Source organism: Bordetella sp. 15P40C-2 (assembly GCF_009763235.1).
Lineage (GTDB): Bacteria > Pseudomonadota > Gammaproteobacteria > Burkholderiales > Burkholderiaceae_B > Bordetella_A.
The window spans coordinates 19,398-35,262 of sequence record NZ_WSJA01000025.1; the positions used below are offsets into that span (position 1 = coordinate 19,398).

General features: G+C 62.9%; 12 protein-coding genes. 7 read left to right on the plus strand and 5 right to left on the minus strand.

From position 1 onward, the window contains the following. Positions 1 to 45: 45 nt before the first annotated feature. The 4 genes from GOQ25_RS10905 to GOQ25_RS10920 all read right to left on the minus strand — a co-directional run bounded on the left by GOQ25_RS10905 (position 46) and on the right by GOQ25_RS10920 (position 5,599). Positions 46 to 1,650: an ATP-dependent DNA ligase gene (locus tag GOQ25_RS10905; RefSeq protein ID WP_160350494.1), complete on the minus strand. Its 1,605-nt coding sequence runs from the start codon at positions 1,648 to 1,650 to the stop codon at positions 46 to 48. Positions 1,651 to 1,653: 3 nt separating this feature from the next. After that, positions 1,654 to 2,670, minus strand: a complete 1,017-nt coding sequence (locus tag GOQ25_RS10910; RefSeq protein WP_160350495.1) for a ligase-associated DNA damage response exonuclease — start codon at positions 2,668 to 2,670, stop codon at positions 1,654 to 1,656. A gap of 145 nt (positions 2,671 to 2,815) precedes the next feature. Continuing rightward, entirely contained in the window at positions 2,816 to 4,336 is a 1,521-nt protein-coding gene (locus tag GOQ25_RS10915; RefSeq protein WP_160350820.1) for a UdgX family uracil-DNA binding protein, read from the minus strand. A 54-nt stretch (positions 4,337 to 4,390) separates the two neighbouring features. Beyond that, entirely contained in the window at positions 4,391 to 5,599 is a 1,209-nt protein-coding gene (locus tag GOQ25_RS10920) for a putative DNA modification/repair radical SAM protein (protein WP_160350496.1), read from the minus strand. Positions 5,600 to 5,872: 273 nt separating this feature from the next. Here GOQ25_RS10920 and GOQ25_RS10925 point away from each other — a divergent pair, with 273 nt between their 5' ends. The 7 genes from GOQ25_RS10925 (at position 5,873) to GOQ25_RS10955 (ending at position 14,726) form a co-directional block, all read left to right on the plus strand. Further along, positions 5,873 to 6,802 carry an ABC transporter substrate-binding protein gene (locus GOQ25_RS10925; RefSeq protein WP_160350497.1) on the plus strand — a complete coding sequence of 310 codons (930 nt, stop codon included), beginning with the start codon at positions 5,873 to 5,875 and terminating at the stop codon, positions 6,800 to 6,802. Positions 6,803 to 6,812: 10 nt separating this feature from the next. Continuing rightward, a complete protein-coding gene (locus GOQ25_RS10930) occupies positions 6,813 to 7,817 on the plus strand; it encodes an iron ABC transporter permease (protein WP_160350498.1) in 1,005 nt (334 codons plus the stop codon). Between the two features lie 5 nt (positions 7,818 to 7,822). Next, the gene (locus tag GOQ25_RS10935) at positions 7,823 to 8,884 is read left to right on the plus strand and encodes an iron chelate uptake ABC transporter family permease subunit (RefSeq protein ID WP_202109412.1); all 1,062 of its coding nucleotides are present in this window, start codon (positions 7,823 to 7,825) and stop codon (positions 8,882 to 8,884) included. A 3-nt stretch (positions 8,885 to 8,887) separates the two neighbouring features. Then, the gene (locus GOQ25_RS10940) at positions 8,888 to 9,718 is read left to right on the plus strand and encodes an ABC transporter ATP-binding protein (RefSeq protein ID WP_160350500.1); all 831 of its coding nucleotides are present in this window, start codon (positions 8,888 to 8,890) and stop codon (positions 9,716 to 9,718) included. Positions 9,719 to 9,880: 162 nt separating this feature from the next. Beyond that, the gene (locus GOQ25_RS10945) at positions 9,881 to 11,689 is read left to right on the plus strand and encodes an ABC transporter ATP-binding protein (protein ID WP_160350501.1); all 1,809 of its coding nucleotides are present in this window, start codon (positions 9,881 to 9,883) and stop codon (positions 11,687 to 11,689) included. Positions 11,690 to 11,797: 108 nt separating this feature from the next. Then, the gene (locus GOQ25_RS10950) at positions 11,798 to 12,997 is read left to right on the plus strand and encodes an MFS transporter (RefSeq protein WP_160350502.1); all 1,200 of its coding nucleotides are present in this window, start codon (positions 11,798 to 11,800) and stop codon (positions 12,995 to 12,997) included. A gap of 139 nt (positions 12,998 to 13,136) precedes the next feature. After that, positions 13,137 to 14,726, plus strand: coding sequence for an aldehyde dehydrogenase (NADP(+)) (locus tag GOQ25_RS10955; RefSeq protein ID WP_160350503.1), 1,590 nt, complete (start codon positions 13,137 to 13,139; stop codon positions 14,724 to 14,726). A 62-nt stretch (positions 14,727 to 14,788) separates the two neighbouring features. Here GOQ25_RS10955 and GOQ25_RS10960 read toward each other — a convergent pair whose 3' ends face one another. Beyond that, positions 14,789 to 15,700, minus strand: a complete 912-nt coding sequence (locus GOQ25_RS10960; RefSeq protein ID WP_160350504.1) for a LysR family transcriptional regulator — start codon at positions 15,698 to 15,700, stop codon at positions 14,789 to 14,791. Positions 15,701 to 15,865 lie beyond the last annotated feature (165 nt).

The window sequence follows — 15,865 nt, forward strand, 5'->3', positions numbered from 1 at the left end:
CCGACGTGCTGCGGGATCTGGCCCGCTCTAGCTTGCCTTTCGAGGTCATCGAGCCATGGCCTTGAGCGTATCGAGCCGGTCGGCCTCGGCGGCCGGCTTGTCATGGCGCCAGCGCAAGATACGAGGAAAGCGCACCGCGACACCGGATTTATGGCGTTTAGAGATATTGACGCCCTCGAATCCCAGTTCGAACACCTGCACTGCATCGACCGAGCGAACCGGGCCAAACCGCTCGCGCGTATGCGCGCGCACCCAACGGTCCAAAGCGAGAATTTCTTTGTCGTCCAGGCCTGAATACGCCTTGGCCACCGGGACCAACGTATCTTCATGCCACACGCCAAATGTGTAGTCCGTATAGAGCGTACTGCGACGGCCGTGGCCCGCCTGCGCATAGAGCAGCACCGCATCGATCGTGAGCGGATCCACTTTCCATTTCCACCAGTCGCCCCGCCTGCGACCGCCTTGATAGGGGGCACTCGCGCGCTTGAGCATAAAACCCTCGACCCCGCGCGCGCGGGATTCCTCGCGTAAGCGCGCCGCATCATTCCAATCGGTGGGCCGAACAATGGGCGACAGGCTCAAACGCGGGTCCGGATGCTCCCGCAGCAAGGCCTCCAGGCGCTGTCGTCGCTCCAGCTGGGAAAGCTCGCGCAGGTCCTCGCCGTTTAACTCCAGCAGATCGTAGACCAGCATGCGCACGGGCGCCTCGTTCAACCATTTGGGCCCGGGCTTGAGCCGCTGAATGCGCGTTTGCAAGGCAGAGAACGGCATCGGCGCATCGGCGTCGCCCTGCCAGGCCAGGAGTTCGCCATCCAACACGCAATCCACGGGTAAAGCTCGCGCGGCGTCTTCGACTTCAGGAAAACGTCCGTCCAGGCGTTCCTCGCCCCGCGACCAGAGCGCGACCTCGCCCCGACGCCGGATCAGCTGCGCGCGGATGCCGTCCCATTTCCATTCCAACATCCATTCGTCGATCGCGCCGAGCGTATGTGCCTCCACTTCCAGAGGCGAGGCGAGAAAAAACGGATACGGTTGTTGCCTGTCCTCGGGCAGTTCCTCATCGCTCAACAACTTCGTCAAGAACTCGGGACTTGGCGCCCATGTGCCCATCATGCGCTGCGCGATGCGCGCTATCGGTATACCCGACATTTCGGCCAGGGCCTGTTGCACCATGCGCTGTGAAACGCCCACGCGCAGAGAGCCGGTCAGCATTTTGTTGAACACTAAACGTTCATTGAAGGGCAAGCCCAGCCACGCCGACACAATCACTTCGCGCCGCTGCGCCTCGTCGCTATTGGCCACCGGCACCAGCACGTGCTCGATCCAATCGGCCAGACTGCGCTCGGGTGCCGGGTGTTCGGGGTCGGGAATCAATAAGGCCAAGGTCTCGGCCAGATCGCCCACCTGATCGTAGCTGGCTTCCACCAACCAGGTAGGGGTGTTCGAGGCGTCCGCCACCCAGGCACGCATCTCGCCGACGGCTGCGATTTTGCTGCGGGCGCTGGTGATTTTGCCGCCGGCCAGCAGAAACAGCGCCCAGGCCGCGTCACGCGGCGGCGCATCACGGAAATACGCGACCAGCGCCGCGCGTTTGTCCAGGGTCGCCGTGGAACGGTCCAGTTCTTGATAGAGCGCTGCAAATCGCTTCATACGCTAGATCGTCCCCTCTTCTTCGTCGCCAAACTGGGTGACCAGCGTTTCGGCCACCACGCCGGCTTCATTCAAGGTGCGCACCAGCGCTTGCGTATCGCCATGCGTGGCGATCACGCGCGACGCGCCGGTTTCCCGGATGGTGCGCAACAAGCCCGGCCAATCCACATGGTCAGAGACCACAAAGCCGCGATCCATATTGCGTCGCCGCCGGTTGCCGCGCAGTCGCATCCATCCCGACGCAAACCCATGCTGCGCCCGGCGAAACCGGCGCAGCCAGGCGCTGCCCGCCGCGGAAGGCGGCGCGATAATCAGTTCCCCCGCAAACGCCGTACCGCTTTCGCGCTTGGGGGCTTCGATCTCACTGACGAGCCGGGTCGGCGGCAACGTCACGCCCGCCTCTCGGTACACGTCCACGCCCGCCGCGATCGCGCCATGGAGATACACCGGTCGGTCTACGAAAGGGGCCAGTTCAGCCAGCACGCGTTGCGCTTTACCGAGCGCATAACAATAAAGAATCGCCGCCTCGCCCCGTGCTGCACACTGATCACGCCACTGCACCAATTCCTGCGCCACGTCCCGGGTTGACGGCCAGCGATAAATCGGCAAACCGAAGGTCGCCTCCGTGATGAAGGTATCGCAAGGAACCACCTCAAACGGGCTACATGTCGGGTCTGACTGACGCTTGTAGTCGCCGGACACCACCCACACTTCGCCTTGGACTTCGATACGGACTTGCGCCGATCCCAATACATGGCCCGCGGGATGCAATGACACACGCGCATCGCCCAGGGTAAAGGCCTCGCCATAGTCATGAACCCGATAAGGCTGATCGCCTAGACGCCAGCGCAGAATCGGCAGCCCCTCGACCGTGGTGTGATAGCAGCCCATGCCGCTGCGCGCGTGATCGCTATGACCATGCGTGATCACCGCCGTGTCCACGGGCCGCCATGGATCTACATAGAACCGGCCAGCGGGGCAATACAGCCCCTCGGGACGCAACTGCAACAGGTCGGACATCGAGTTCTCCAGGAGCAGACGATTTATCCAAGTACGGACTACTTACCAAGATGCGGACCACTCATCCCAGCGCGAACGACTGGCATAGCAGACGTGACAGCTATCTCGTTATACCGCGTACGGCCTCGAACAATGCTGTCTTTGGCTATGCCCGCCTCTCACCGGCAAGACGCGATGCCTGCTCTACCGCATCGACCATACCCGCGATGACAGCTTCACGCTTGGCGGCATCGTCGACCCGCAGCGCATAGGAGGGATGCCACGTTGCCACCAGCCACGCCTCGCCCACCCGCTGGGGTCGTCCGCGATACTGCTGCAGGCTGACCTTGCGCCCCAGCACCGCATTCAGCGCCGTCGCCCCCAGCGTCACGATGACGGCGGGCCGCACTCGTTCGATTTCTTCATGCAGCCAATGCGCGCAGGCATCCACCTCGCGCTGCGCCGGGGTCTGATGCAGACGTCGTTTGCCCCGCGCGATCCATTTAAAGTGTTTAACCGCGTTGGTGAGGAATAAGGACTCGCGCGCGAGCCCCGCGCGGTGCAATGTTTCGTTTAGCACTTGACCCGCAGGCCCCACGAACACGCGGCCAGCGAGGTCTTCCTGATCCCCCGGCTGCTCGCCAACCAGCATGATGCGCGCCGTGTTTGGCCCCTGGCCTGGCACCACATGTGTGGCATTGCGCCACAGCTCGCACCGCCGGCAGGCCTCCAGGGTCGTTGGCATCGCACGCTGGGGCTGCGCCTGTTGCGCGTCCATGGCGATTTGCCGCCCCGGCCGTTGGCCTACCGTGCGAGCCTGCCCGACACGTTGCGCGCCACTGCGGGCGTCGGCGATCATGCCCGGGATCAGCGGTCCTTCTGGCAGATTTTTCCAAAAGCGCACGGGCATGCGCTGATGCAACGCGCTTTCGTTCAAGCGCGCGGGGTTGAAAATGCTTTGGTAATAGATTTTCCAAAGCGGCTCGATCTGATCCGCCGCGATGGACGCGCGGATCGCATCGGCATCCAAGGGCCCTTCCGATAATGTGATTTCGTGGCCATCCCAAAACGCCGCGCCTTGCGGCGTCGCAATACACCAGGACGTGGCCCCCATGCGTCGGGCGAAATGCTCGGCGGCCCACGCCAACACGTCATGCTCGGGCTCATACCAGGCCAGATACTCAGGCCCATCGCCCGCTTCGCGCTGATGAAAACGCACATAGGCCTGCATATCATGTTTGGCGCGCCGCACGGCCTTGGCCATCGAATGCAGGGTCGCGCCGTCCTCGTCCGCCGCCGACACCACGGCACGATCACCCTGTTCCCACCGCCAAAGCACCCGATACAACAATGCCCAGCGCTGCGGCGACCGATACAAGGCCGCATCTTGCAACAAGGTAGCGAGCTCTCGGGAAATGCGAATCTGGGCGGGATGTGGGTCGGAGTCGTGGGCGGCGTCGCGGTCGTGGCCCGCAGCGCGGCCGCAATCGCCACCACCGCCATCGCCCATCCCGGCCGACGATACCGGCTGCGCCGCGTAATCCAGTGACATCTGTGCGGAGCCACTGCCCACGCGACTGACCTTTTCCACCCAAGTCACCCGCGACGGCGGCCAGCCCGCCCGCAACGCGCGCAAGGCCTGCAAACGCCACGCCGCATAGCCGCCGTTCACCACCAAGGTATGCATTTCATCCACGGTCGGGTGGCCTCCAATTGTCGTCCATTAAAGGCTGACGCAATTTCACAGCAGGGACAACTGCTGCGCCGCTTGCGGCGCGAGCGCGCGTCGCAAGCGAGCCGATGACGCCTCTCCCAGCCCGGGCCGATAGTCTTGCACCGCGATAAAGGGTTTGACCTTGTCCATCGAACAGCGCAGACGAATCAGGTCCTGATAGCGGATGACACGCAGCCGGCGCAGCTCCACCAGCCGCTGGGCATTACGCATGCCTATGCCCGGCACCCGGGCGATCAGCCGCAACGGGGCGCGATTCAAATCCACGGGAAATAACTCGCGGTGAGCCAGCGCCCAGGCGAGCTTCGGGTCGATATCCAAAGGCAGCTCGCCCGCATCCTGAAATAGCTCGTCAGCCTGAAACCCATACCCTCGCATCAGAAAATCCGCCTGATATAGCCGGTGCTCGCGCAACAACGGCGGCGGCTGGGCAGGCAACCCCGAGGGGCTGTCGGGAATGGGACTGAAAGCCGAGTAATACACCCGCTTGAGCTGATACGCACCATACAAAGTCTGCGCCGTCTGCAGAATCGTGCGGTCATCGGCCTCGTCCGCGCCCACGATCATCTGTGTGCTCTGGCCGGCTGGCACCTTGTTGCGCCGCTCTTCCAATGCCTCTTCGCGCGCCAGCCGGATCACGCCCATCGCTCGTTTGATGGTCGGCGCGCTTTTTTCCGGCGCCAGCCGGCTCAGCCCGCCGTCGGTGGGCAGCTCGATATTGACGCTCAGTCTATCGGCGTACCGCCCAGCGAGCGTGATCAACTCCGGATCGGCGTCCGGGATGGTCTTTAAATGGATGTAGCCCCGAAACTGATGCGTCTCGCGCAGCGTACGCGCGACCTCGACCAGCTGCTCCATCGTGTAGTTCGCGCTGCGGATAATGCCCGAGCTGAGAAAAAGCCCGTCTATATAGTTGCGTCGGTAGAAATCCAGCGTCAGATCGACCACTTCGCGGGGACGGAAGCGCGCCCGGGGCACATTGCTCGAACGGCGATTCACGCAGTACTGGCAATCGTACTGACAGAAATTGGTGAGCAGAATCTTTAGCAGCGAAACGCAGCGTCCGTCTGGCGTGAAGCTATGGCAGATGCCCGCGCCGGTGCTCGCGCCCAGCCCATCGCGCCCGCGCGAATCCCGCTTCGGTGCACCGCTACTGGCGCATGAGGCGTCGTACTTCGCTGCATCGGCGAGGATTTCGAGTTTGGTCGAGAGTTCCATATCGATACTGTATGTATAACCAGTAGTATAGCAGTATCCATGTTCGGGCTCCGGCAGCTGCGATTGGTTGAATTGCGATCACCCATCCGCCATGCTGAGTCACGACCTGCCCCGAAACTGAATGAAATCAATGTGATACCCCGCCCTCCCATTCACCATCCGTAATGAATGTAAACTTAGGGAATAAGACTTATTCCCGACCAGGCTCGTAGCCACCGCCATTCATAATGGCGATCGCGCCCCGGTCACCGTCTAGCTGTAGAAGGAAGCCCCATGCGTTTTGCTCCATCATTCCCCGCTCGCCGCCTGACCACGTTTGCCGCCGCGCTGGTGGCCGGCCTGGCATTCAGCGCCACGACGCTTGCCGCAGAGCGGACGGTGCAGACTGCTTTTGGCGATGTGAAGATCGACGGCACCCCCTCGCGCGTGGTGACGCTCGGGGAAAACGCGTTGGACGCAACCGCCTCGCTCGGCCTAAAGCCCGTTGGCGCCCTGGCTAGCCGTGGTGGCACCGATATCCCCGCCTACCTCAAGGACAAAACCGGCACGATCGCCCTGGTAGGCACCGTGCGCGAGCCCAACCTGGAGGCCATTCTCGCCCAGCAACCCGACGTGATTCTGGCCGCCACGGGCCTGACGAAGGAAATGTACGAAAAGCTGAGCCTGATCGCGCCCACCATCGTACCCGTCGGCGACTCCTTCGCGCCGTGGCAGGACACGCTGCGCAGCTACGCCCAGGCCCTGAACAAGACCGAGGAAGCCGACAAGCGTATCGCCGAGGTCGACGCTCGCATCACCGAGCTGGCCAAGCGCATGCCCGCCGACACGACCGTTTCGGTCGTACGCTGGAATCCGCAAGGCCCGCAAATCATGTCGAGCCATCTGTTTGTGGGCGCATTGCTGAAATCGCTGGGCCTGAAACCCAACGCGCTGGCCGACACCATCAAAGACCGTCCGCACAGCGACATCCTCAGCCTGGAAAACCTGAACAAGGCCGACGGCGACTGGATGTTCCTCGCGACCTTGAATCCCGAGGGCAAGAAGGCCCTGGAAGACGCCAGCAAGCAACCCGCATTCAAACGCCTGAAAGCTGCTCAAGCCGATCAAGTCGTCAGCGTCGATGGCCTAATCTGGAGCAGCAGCTCCGGTTATCTGGCCGCTCAACGCATCCTGGACGATGTGGAGAAGACGCTCGCGAAGTAATGGCGGTGTGATGTCCTCCCCCCGATTTTTCTTGCCCTCCAAGGCACTGGGCCTGTCGGTCCTTTGCCTGATTATGTTGTGCGTGCTCAGCTTGCTGGTGGGTGCGGGCGATGTCGGCCCCGTGGCAAGCCTGCACGCGCTCATGGGCGGCGGGGACGACGACGCGCGCTTTACCGTATTCGAATTGCGCGGCACGCGTACTGAACTCGCGCTCTTGGTGGGCGCGGCATTAGGCGTAGCGGGTCTGCTGATGCAATCGGTGACCCGCAACCCGCTGGCCGAGCCGGGTCTGCTGGGCGTGAGCGCCGGTTCTTCTTTCGCCGTGGTGCTTGCCATCCTGCTGGGCGCGTCGGCCGCAACCACCTACCTGTCAGCCGCCTTTGTGGGAGCCATGGCGGGCTGCGGCATGGTGATGCTCGTAATGCGCATGCGCGGCGTGGGCGACGATCCCATCCGCCTGGTCCTGGCCGGCGCCGCGTTCACGGGTCTGTTGCAAGCAGGCAGCAGCATGATTCTGCTGGCGGACCAGCGTACGGCCGATGAGATTCGTTTCTGGGTCGTGGGCGGTGTCGCTGGTCGGCCGCTGGAAACGTTTTCCTGGACCCTGCCGGGGTTGATTCTGGGTCTTTTGATCGCGCTGCCGTTGATACGCCCTTTGGCGGCGCTGGCCCTAGGCGAGCATGTTGCACGGGGCTTGGGCCACCATCCTCATTTGGTCCGGCTGGCGACACTGCTGTCGGTCGCGTTGCTGGTGGGGACGGCGAATGCGGCCGCCGGGCCGATCGCGTTTCTGGGTCTGATCGTACCTTATATTGCGCGCCGCCTGGTTGGCACGGATATCCGCCGGTTGTTGGGCCTGTGTCTGGTGCTTGGTCCCTGCGTGTTGCTATTAGCGGATATCGTTTCGCGTCTGATCGTTCGCCCCTATGAACTGCCGGTGGGTGTGCTGACGGCCTTTATTGGCGCGCCGATTCTGATCGCGGTGGTGCGCACGCATCGCTTACCTACGCTTTGATGCCGATGTCCAACGCTGCCTCTGTCTCTCGCCCATCCGGCTATTTGCTGCTGCGTGCAGGGGGGATGTCACTGCTGCTGCACCGGCGCACGACGTGGGTTTTTCTATCGCTGTGCGCCCTGCTCGCCTTGGTCTGCGTGTTTTGCCTGAGCGTGGGCGGCCCGCGGCCCATGCCATTTGCCGACACCGTGGCGACGCTATTCGGTAGCGGCACACCCATGCAGCGCCTGCTCATCATGGAACTGCGCGTGCCGCGGATTCTGGCCGGACTCTACAGCGGCGCCGCGCTGGGCGCGGCAGGCTGCTTGATGCAGACGCTGGCGCGTAACCGCCTGGCCACGCCTGGCATTATCGGGATCGATAGTGGCGCCACGGCCTTCGCCGTCGCCTCCATCGTCGGTCTGGCCACCAGCCTGGCGCCATCGAGTTTGGCCTTGCCGGGGGCAGCGACGGCCGCGGCGTTGACCTTTTTACTCGCGGCCGGCGCGGGTGCGCGCGGCTATCGCTTTATCGTGGTCGGAATCGCCGTGGGCGCGATCTTTGGCGCGCTGACCAATTTGATGTTGGCGCGAGCTGCCATCGACGCGGCGAACGCGGCCTATCCATGGACCGTGGGCAGTCTGAATGCCCGGCCCAAGGCCTCTGTCATGTTGCTGGGCTATAGCCTTCCGGTGCTGCTGATCCTGAGCCTTTTTCTGACCCGAGGTCTGGCTGCGATGCGCTTCAACGACAGCGTCGCGATTGGTCTGGGGGTGCGGCTGCAAGCCATGCGCATCGGCACGCTGATTGTCACCGTGTGTCTGACGGGACTCGCCGTGTCCGTGTGCGGACCGGTCGGTCTGATTGCGCTGATCGCGCCCGAGGCCGCGCGGTATTTGGGCGGTCAACACGGTGTGCCGGTGCTAAACGCCGCGCTCACGGGCGCGATCCTGACCGTGTTCGCCGACTGGGTGGGCCGCAGCGTCCTCGCGCCGATCGAGATTCCGGTGGGCATTATCCTCGCTATCATCGGTGGCCCCTACCTGCTGTGGATCATCTTGCGCCAATCCGCGCGTAAAAGCCTTTAAGTCATGACCGCCAAGATCCCTTCCCTGCTGACCGAGTCCGCCCATACCACCGCTACGCTGGGTACCCAGACCCTGCGCATGGGTTACGGCCAACGGATCATCATCGAATCGCTGGATCTAAGCATCCCGCGAGGTCAGGTGACGGCGATCGTGGGGCCTAACGGCTGCGGTAAATCCACACTGCTGGCCGGTCTGTCGCGTCTGCAAAAACCCCTGGGCGGCGCCGTGCTGCTCAATGGTCAGGCCATCAATTCCTTGCCCAGCCGCGAGGTCGCGCGGCTATTGGCATTATTGCCGCAGGACGCGACCGCTCCCGATGGGCTGACGGTGTCCGAGCTGATTCGTTTCGGTCGCCAGCCTCATCAAGGACTATTGCGCCAATGGAGCGCGCACGATCAGGCCATCGTCCAGGCGGCGCTCGAGGTCGCGGACCTGGTCGAGCTGGCGGATCGCCCGTTGGAATCCATGTCGGGCGGTCAGCGCCAACGCGCCTGGATCGCCATGGCGATTGCGCAAGACACGCCGCTGCTGCTCCTCGACGAGCCCACCTCGGCGCTGGATTTGGGGCATCAGATCGAGGTGTTCGAATTGATCCGGCAGCTGGCGCAAGCTGGGAAAACCGTGGTCATGGTGGTCCATGATCTGTCTAGCGCCTGCCGTTACGCTGACCATGTGATCGCCATGAAACAAGGCAAGATCGTGGACCAAGGCCCGCCCGCGGCCATCGTCACCTCGGACCTCGTCGAAACGCTGTATGGCGTGCGCTGCACGTTGATGCAGGATCCGCACTCCGGCACGCCTGTCATTGCCGGCGTGAGCCTGATTAAACGCTAGCCAGACTTCGCCACCCCCACCGCCACCCACCACTGGACGGGCCGTCGCTTATGGCGGGGTACGCGCACGCGTGCTGCATTCTCAGACCCATTGAAGTTCCGCCAGACGCATCGCGCTGATAGCATGAAACACTGAATTAGCGCCCGCGCCGGGCTACGCCACATGGATCACCTTAACGTCACCCCTCGGGCACGCACCTTTAAAGGCGCGCTCGGTTTCACCTATCGACATTGGCGCGAGCAGCCCGCGCGCTTATTTTTCATCATTGCTTTGATTTTGCTCGCCGCGCTGGCCGATGTGCTGACGCCCTGGTTTGCCGGGCGCCTGGTCGACGCGGTCGCCATGGGAATCACCGATCCGGATGCCGCCTGGGCCCAGGCGATGAACGCCTTTTGGGTTCTCACCACCTTGGCGCTCGGTGGCGCGTTGGTGCTGGAATTAAGTTATCTGCACATCGTCACGCTGACGCTCAAGATGATGACGGCGATTGCCTCGCGGGCCTTTCATCGGGTACAGCGCCTGTCGAGCGATTGGCACGCGAATAGCTTTGCGGGGTCCACGGTGCGCAAGATCACGCGCGGCATGTGGGCGATGGACTTGCTCAACGATACGGTGCTGACGTCGTTATTGCCCTCGTTCACGATATTGGTGGGGGCGACGGTTGCGCTCAGCTGGCAATGGCCGATCATGGGTCTTGTCGTCGGATTGGGATCGGTGGTGTACATCGCGGTGACAATCGCGATTTCATTGGGCTATGTGGCGCCGGCGGCGCGCTTGAGCAATCGGTGGGATACGCGCTTGGGCGGTGTGCTGGCCGACGCCGTGACCTGTAATGCCGTCGTCAAGGCCTTTGGCGCCGAGGCGCGCGAAGAGGCGCGGTTCGCCCATACCCTGACAAAATGGCGCGACCGCACGCGCCGCGGCTGGATACGCGCCTCGGTCAATGGCGGCGTACAAGGCATCATCCTGGCAGCCATGCAGATCGCGATCATCGGCTCGGCACTGCAGCTATGGGCGGCGGGACGGGCCAGCGTGGGCGATATGACGTTCGCCCTGACGATGTTTTTTATTCTGCAGGGCTATTTGCGCGATATCGGCATGCATGTGCGCCACGTTCAGCGCTCGGTCAATGATATGGAGGAGCTGGTCGTGCTGGATGCGCAGCCCCTGGGCGTGGAAGACCCGCCCGGCGCGCCGCCACTGCGCGTGCACGCGGGCGAGATCCGTTTCGAACATGTCACGTTCCAGTATGGCGGTCACGAGACACCGCTTTATCGTGATTTTTCGGTCTGTATTCGCGCGGGCGAACGCGTCGGGCTGGTCGGGCATTCCGGCTCGGGCAAAACCACCTTGATCAAGTTGATTCAGCGACTTTACGACGTCCAAGCCGGCCGCATCACCATCGACGGCCAGGACATTGCGCATGTAAAGCAAGCATCGCTACGCGCCCAGATCGCCATCGTGCAGCAGGATCCTGTGTTGTTTCACCGGACCCTGGCCGAGAACATCGCCTATGCGCGTCCCAACGCCACGCAGGCCGAAATCGAATTCGCCGCGCGCCAAGCCAGCGCGCATGCGTTCATCGCCGCCTTGCCCAAGGGCTACGACACCGTGGTGGGAGAACGCGGGGTAAAACTCTCCGGCGGGGAACGCCAACGCGTCGCCATCGCCCGCGCCTTTCTGGCCGATGCGCAGATCCTGATTCTGGACGAGGCCACATCCAGTCTCGACAGCGAAAGCGAAGCGCTGATCCAGGAAGCCATGGAACGCTTGATGGCCGGGCGCACCACCCTCGTCGTGGCGCACCGGCTGTCTACCGTACGCGCAATGGATCGCCTGCTGGTCATGGATCGCGGTCGTGTCGTCGAGCAAGGCAGTCATGATCAACTGGCGCAGCGTCCCGACGGCGTATATCGGCGCTTATTGGAACGTCAGATGGGCGGGATCGATATCGCGCTGGTCAATGACTAGCCGGACAGTTGCTTGATCCGGTGCGCGCCCCGCGGGCATTACAATTGCGGTTCACCGGCGACGGGCTGACTTGCCCGCTGGCCTCTCACTGTTTCTGATTGAATCCCCATGACGCAATCTTCCTCCGGGCCTGTTTCTCCCGGTCTAGTGCTATTCGCGCTCGCAATTGGCGCTTTTGCGATCGGCACCACCGAATTCGCCACCATGAGCCTGCTGCCGTATTTTGCTCCCGAGCTGGGCATCGATGCGCCAACGGCCGGGCATGTCATCAGTGCGTACGCGCTGGGCGTGGTTGTGGGCGCGCCGTTGATCACCGTCGCGGCTGCCCGTATGCCACGCCGCGCGCTGCTGCTGTGGTTGATGGGTAGCTTCGCGCTGTTCAACGGGCTGTGTGCGTTTGCGCCCAGCTACGGATGGATGATGGTGCTGCGCTTTTTGAGCGGGCTGCCGCATGGGGCGTATTTCGGTATCGCGGCGCTGGTTGCGGTATCGCTGGTGCCGGAAAATCGGCGTACACAGGCCGTGGGACGCATGTTCCTGGGTTTGACCGTGGCCACGATCATTGGCGTGCCCATGGCGAACTGGCTGGGCCATGCGGTCGGTTGGCGCTGGGGGTTCGCCCTGGTCGCGGCCACCAGCATTCTCACCGTGATTTTGATCGCGCTGTTTGCGCCTTCTACACCCGCCGATCCCAAGGCCAGCCCGCTGCGCGAGCTAAGCGCGCTGCGCCATGCTCAGGTCTGGATGACGCTGGCTATCGGGGCCATCGGATTCGGGGGGCTGTTCGCGGTTTACACCTATTTGGCGGACATTCTGCTGGAGGTCACCCATGTCTCGCCCGAGGTGGTGCCGTTGGTGCTGGGTGTGTTTGGTGTGGGCATGACCGCAGGTAATCTGGTCATTCCGAAGTTCGCGGATCGTGCATTGATGCCGACAGCCGGCGGGCTGTTGCTGTTTAGCGTCGCGTCGCTTCTGCTGTTTTCCTTCAGTATCGAGAGCGTCTGGACCATCACCCCGGTGGTATTCCTGGTCGGTGTGGGCGGCGCGTTGGGTACCGTCTTACAGACACGGCTGATGGATGTGGCCCACCACGCTCAAGGGCTGGCCGCGGCGTTGAATCATTCCGCTTTCAATACCGCGAATGCTCTGGGTCCATTCCTGGGCGGGCTGGCGCTTTCGCACGGCTATGGCTGGCACGCCCCGGGCTGGGTAGGCGCGTTGCTTGCCCTGGGCGGCTTTGTACTATGGATGATATCGATGGCAATGGACCGTCGCAGCCATCTTAGCCGGCAAGCAGCTTCCGCTTGAGAGCAATACAGAATTTGTATCGTTTGATGTTCTTTTTGGTTCAAATCGAAAAGACCCACTAGTCGGGGCGAGTTCTTTCCTATACTGCTTTTTTAATCAGATTCCGCGAGGAATCCGTTCAAGCATCAGGAGACGACTCATGCCCATTACCGGCGACATGCTCATCGGCGCCAGCGCGGTGCGCGGAACCCAGGGCGCGCAACGCGCTTTCGATCCCGCCCGCAACGAATATATCGAACCGGAATTCGGTCTCGGTGGCCAAGCCGAGGTCGATCGCGCTTGCGAACTCGCGGCGGCGGCGTTCGACGAATACCGTAACGCGCCCCTGACCCAGCGCGCCGCCTTGCTCGAAAGCATCGCGGACAACATCATGGCGCTGGGCGACGAGCTGATCGCGCGCGGCATGGCCGAAAGCGGATTGCCCGAAGCACGCCTGCAAGGCGAACGCGCGCGCACCGTCGGCCAGCTGCGCCTGTTTGCCCGGGTGGTACGCGATGGCTTGTTTCTGAACGCCACCATCGATCCGGCGCAACCGGATCGCAAACCCATGCCGCGTTCCGACCTGCGCCTGGCGCGCGTGCCGCTGGGACCCGTCGCCGTGTTTGGCGCGAGTAATTTCCCGCTGGCGTTCTCGGTCGCCGGCGGCGATACCGCCTCGGCCCTCGCCGCTGGCTGCCCCGTGATCGTGAAAGCGCATAGCGGCCACCCAGGTCTGTCCGAGCTGGTGGGTCGCGCGATTCAACAAGCGGTCAAGGACAACGGCCTGCCCGAAGGCGTGTTCTCGCTGCTGTTTGGCGCGGGCCGCACGCTGGGCGATGCGCTGGTGTCGCACCCCGCGATCAAGGCCGTCGGCTTCACCGGTTCCCGCCAAGGCGGCCTGGCGCTGGTACGCACCGCGAACGCGCGTCCGGAGCCCATCCCCGTCTACGCCGAGATGGCGAGCATCAACCCCGTGTTCCTGTTCCCGGGCGCGCTGGCCGCACGCGCCGAAAGCATCGCCCAAGGTTTCGCGACTTCGTTAACCGGCAGTGTCGGCCAGCTGTGCACGAATCCGGGCCTCATCATCGCTATCGACGGCCCCGATCTCCAGCGTTTCGAGGATGCCGCTAAAGAGGCATTGCAAAGCGTGCCGGCCGGCACCATGTTGACGCCGGGCATCGCCGACGCCTATCAATCCGGCATCGCGCAGCTCAGCGGCGTGGAAGGCGTTGCGTGCATCGCGCAGGGACTGTCCGCCGACGGCCGCCCGAATTGCGCCCAGGCTGCGCTGTACAGCACTGACGCCGAACGGTTCCTCGCCGATTCCGCCCTCGAATCCGAGGTGTTTGGTCCCGCATCTTTGCTGGTGCGTGTACGTGATGTCGAGCAAATGCGCGAGATCGCCGAGCATCTTGAAGGTCAATTGACCAGCACCTTGCAGATCGAGGCCAGCGACATCGTTGCGGCCCGCGCGCTGTTGCCTACGCTGGAACGCAAGGCCGGCCGCATCCTGGCCAATGGCTTTCCGACCGGCGTGGAGGTCTGCCATGCCATGGTGCACGGCGGCCCCTTCCCGTCCACCTCGAACGCCATGACGACCTCGGTTGGCGCCAGCGCTATCGATCGCTTCTTGCGTCCGGTGTGCTATCAAGACGTGCCCGATGCGTTGTTGCCCGAAGCATTGCAACAGAGCAATCCGTTGAACCTGTGGCGCCTGGTCGATGGCACGCCACAGGCGCCCAAGGCCTGACGCGATGGCGTTCGCGTGATTTCACATCGCGCGAACGCCATCCATGGGTTCGCGAGGGCAGTTCACTCGAACAAGGCCTCCGCATCCTCGGTTTGATCCTTGCGACCCGCTACCCGATCCAAGAACGCCTCCACTGCCGGGTTATCCGATTGCTGACGCCAGGCCAGATAAATATCCGCGTAGAAGTTCTTTTGCGAGATCGGGCGATATTCGACACCCTCGAAATGCAGTTCGCGCGCCGAGTCTGGCACGATGCCATACCCCAGCCCTGCTCTCACCAACGCCACCAACGTATGCGTCTGACTGGCGCGTTGCACGTAGCGGGGCGAGATATTGGCCAGACCCATTGCCCCCACGATACGGTCGTGAAAATAGCGGCTGTCAGAAGGCGAATACAGAATCAAGGGTTGCTGGTGCAACGCTCGCAATGGCACTGACTCCATCGCCGTCAAGGGCGATCCGGCCGGTAGTGCCAGAATCAACGCTTCCCGATCGATGAGCCGCTTTTGCAGCCCCTGATGCATGGGCACATGCCGCGTGAGCACCACGTCGAGCTCGCCCGCTTGCAGCAACCTCGCCAGGTCAGCCGACACCATCTCGCGCAACTGAATATCCACCTCGGGCAACACCGCCTGCGCTCGCATCAGCAACGCGGGCATCAATCGGTAGGCCGCCACCGCGGTATAGCCCAGGGTCAGATGCCCGGCTTCTCCATTGGCCGCACGACGCGCGGCCAAAGCGGCGCGCGCGGCGTAGTCGAGCAAATGCCGCGCGTCCTGCAGCAGCCGGTGACCCGCCGCAGTCAGTTTGACGACCCGGCTATGACGCTCCAGCAATGTCACGCCCAGATCCTGTTCTAGCATTTGCACCTGACGGCTCAGTGGCGGCTGCGTCATGCGCAATCGCGCTGCCGCGCGACCGAAATGCAGCTCTTCAGCCACGGCCACAAAACACTCTAGTTGACGCAATTCCATCCGCGTTTCTATCCATTCAATATTGGTATCGGGCAATGTTATTTATAGCTTAATTGGTATCGCCGTGGGGTGGCGACCCTATACTTTCGCCGCAGCGTATCGCAAGCGCTATCCATAACTCTGGCCCCGTGACGCTAGTTCAAACGGGCCCAAACGATTTATTCA

Coding starts and splice junctions, on each gene's coding strand:
- GOQ25_RS10920 (WP_160350496.1), bottom strand. CDS start 5,599: ATGGAACTCTCGACCAAACTCGAAATCCTCGCCGATGCAGCGAAGTAC.
- GOQ25_RS10910 (WP_160350495.1), bottom strand. CDS start 2,670: ATGTCCGACCTGTTGCAGTTGCGTCCCGAGGGGCTGTATTGCCCCGCT.
- GOQ25_RS10960 (WP_160350504.1), bottom strand. CDS start 15,700: ATGGAATTGCGTCAACTAGAGTGTTTTGTGGCCGTGGCTGAAGAGCTG.
- GOQ25_RS10925 (WP_160350497.1), top strand. CDS start 5,873: ATGCGTTTTGCTCCATCATTCCCCGCTCGCCGCCTGACCACGTTTGCC.
- GOQ25_RS10905 (WP_160350494.1), bottom strand. CDS start 1,650: ATGAAGCGATTTGCAGCGCTCTATCAAGAACTGGACCGTTCCACGGCG.
- GOQ25_RS10935 (WP_202109412.1), top strand. CDS start 7,823: ATGTCCAACGCTGCCTCTGTCTCTCGCCCATCCGGCTATTTGCTGCTG.
- GOQ25_RS10945 (WP_160350501.1), top strand. CDS start 9,881: ATGGATCACCTTAACGTCACCCCTCGGGCACGCACCTTTAAAGGCGCG.
- GOQ25_RS10915 (WP_160350820.1), bottom strand. CDS start 4,336: ATGCATACCTTGGTGGTGAACGGCGGCTATGCGGCGTGGCGTTTGCAG.
- GOQ25_RS10955 (WP_160350503.1), top strand. CDS start 13,137: ATGCCCATTACCGGCGACATGCTCATCGGCGCCAGCGCGGTGCGCGGA.
- GOQ25_RS10950 (WP_160350502.1), top strand. CDS start 11,798: ATGACGCAATCTTCCTCCGGGCCTGTTTCTCCCGGTCTAGTGCTATTC.
- GOQ25_RS10940 (WP_160350500.1), top strand. CDS start 8,888: ATGACCGCCAAGATCCCTTCCCTGCTGACCGAGTCCGCCCATACCACC.
- GOQ25_RS10930 (WP_160350498.1), top strand. CDS start 6,813: ATGTCCTCCCCCCGATTTTTCTTGCCCTCCAAGGCACTGGGCCTGTCG.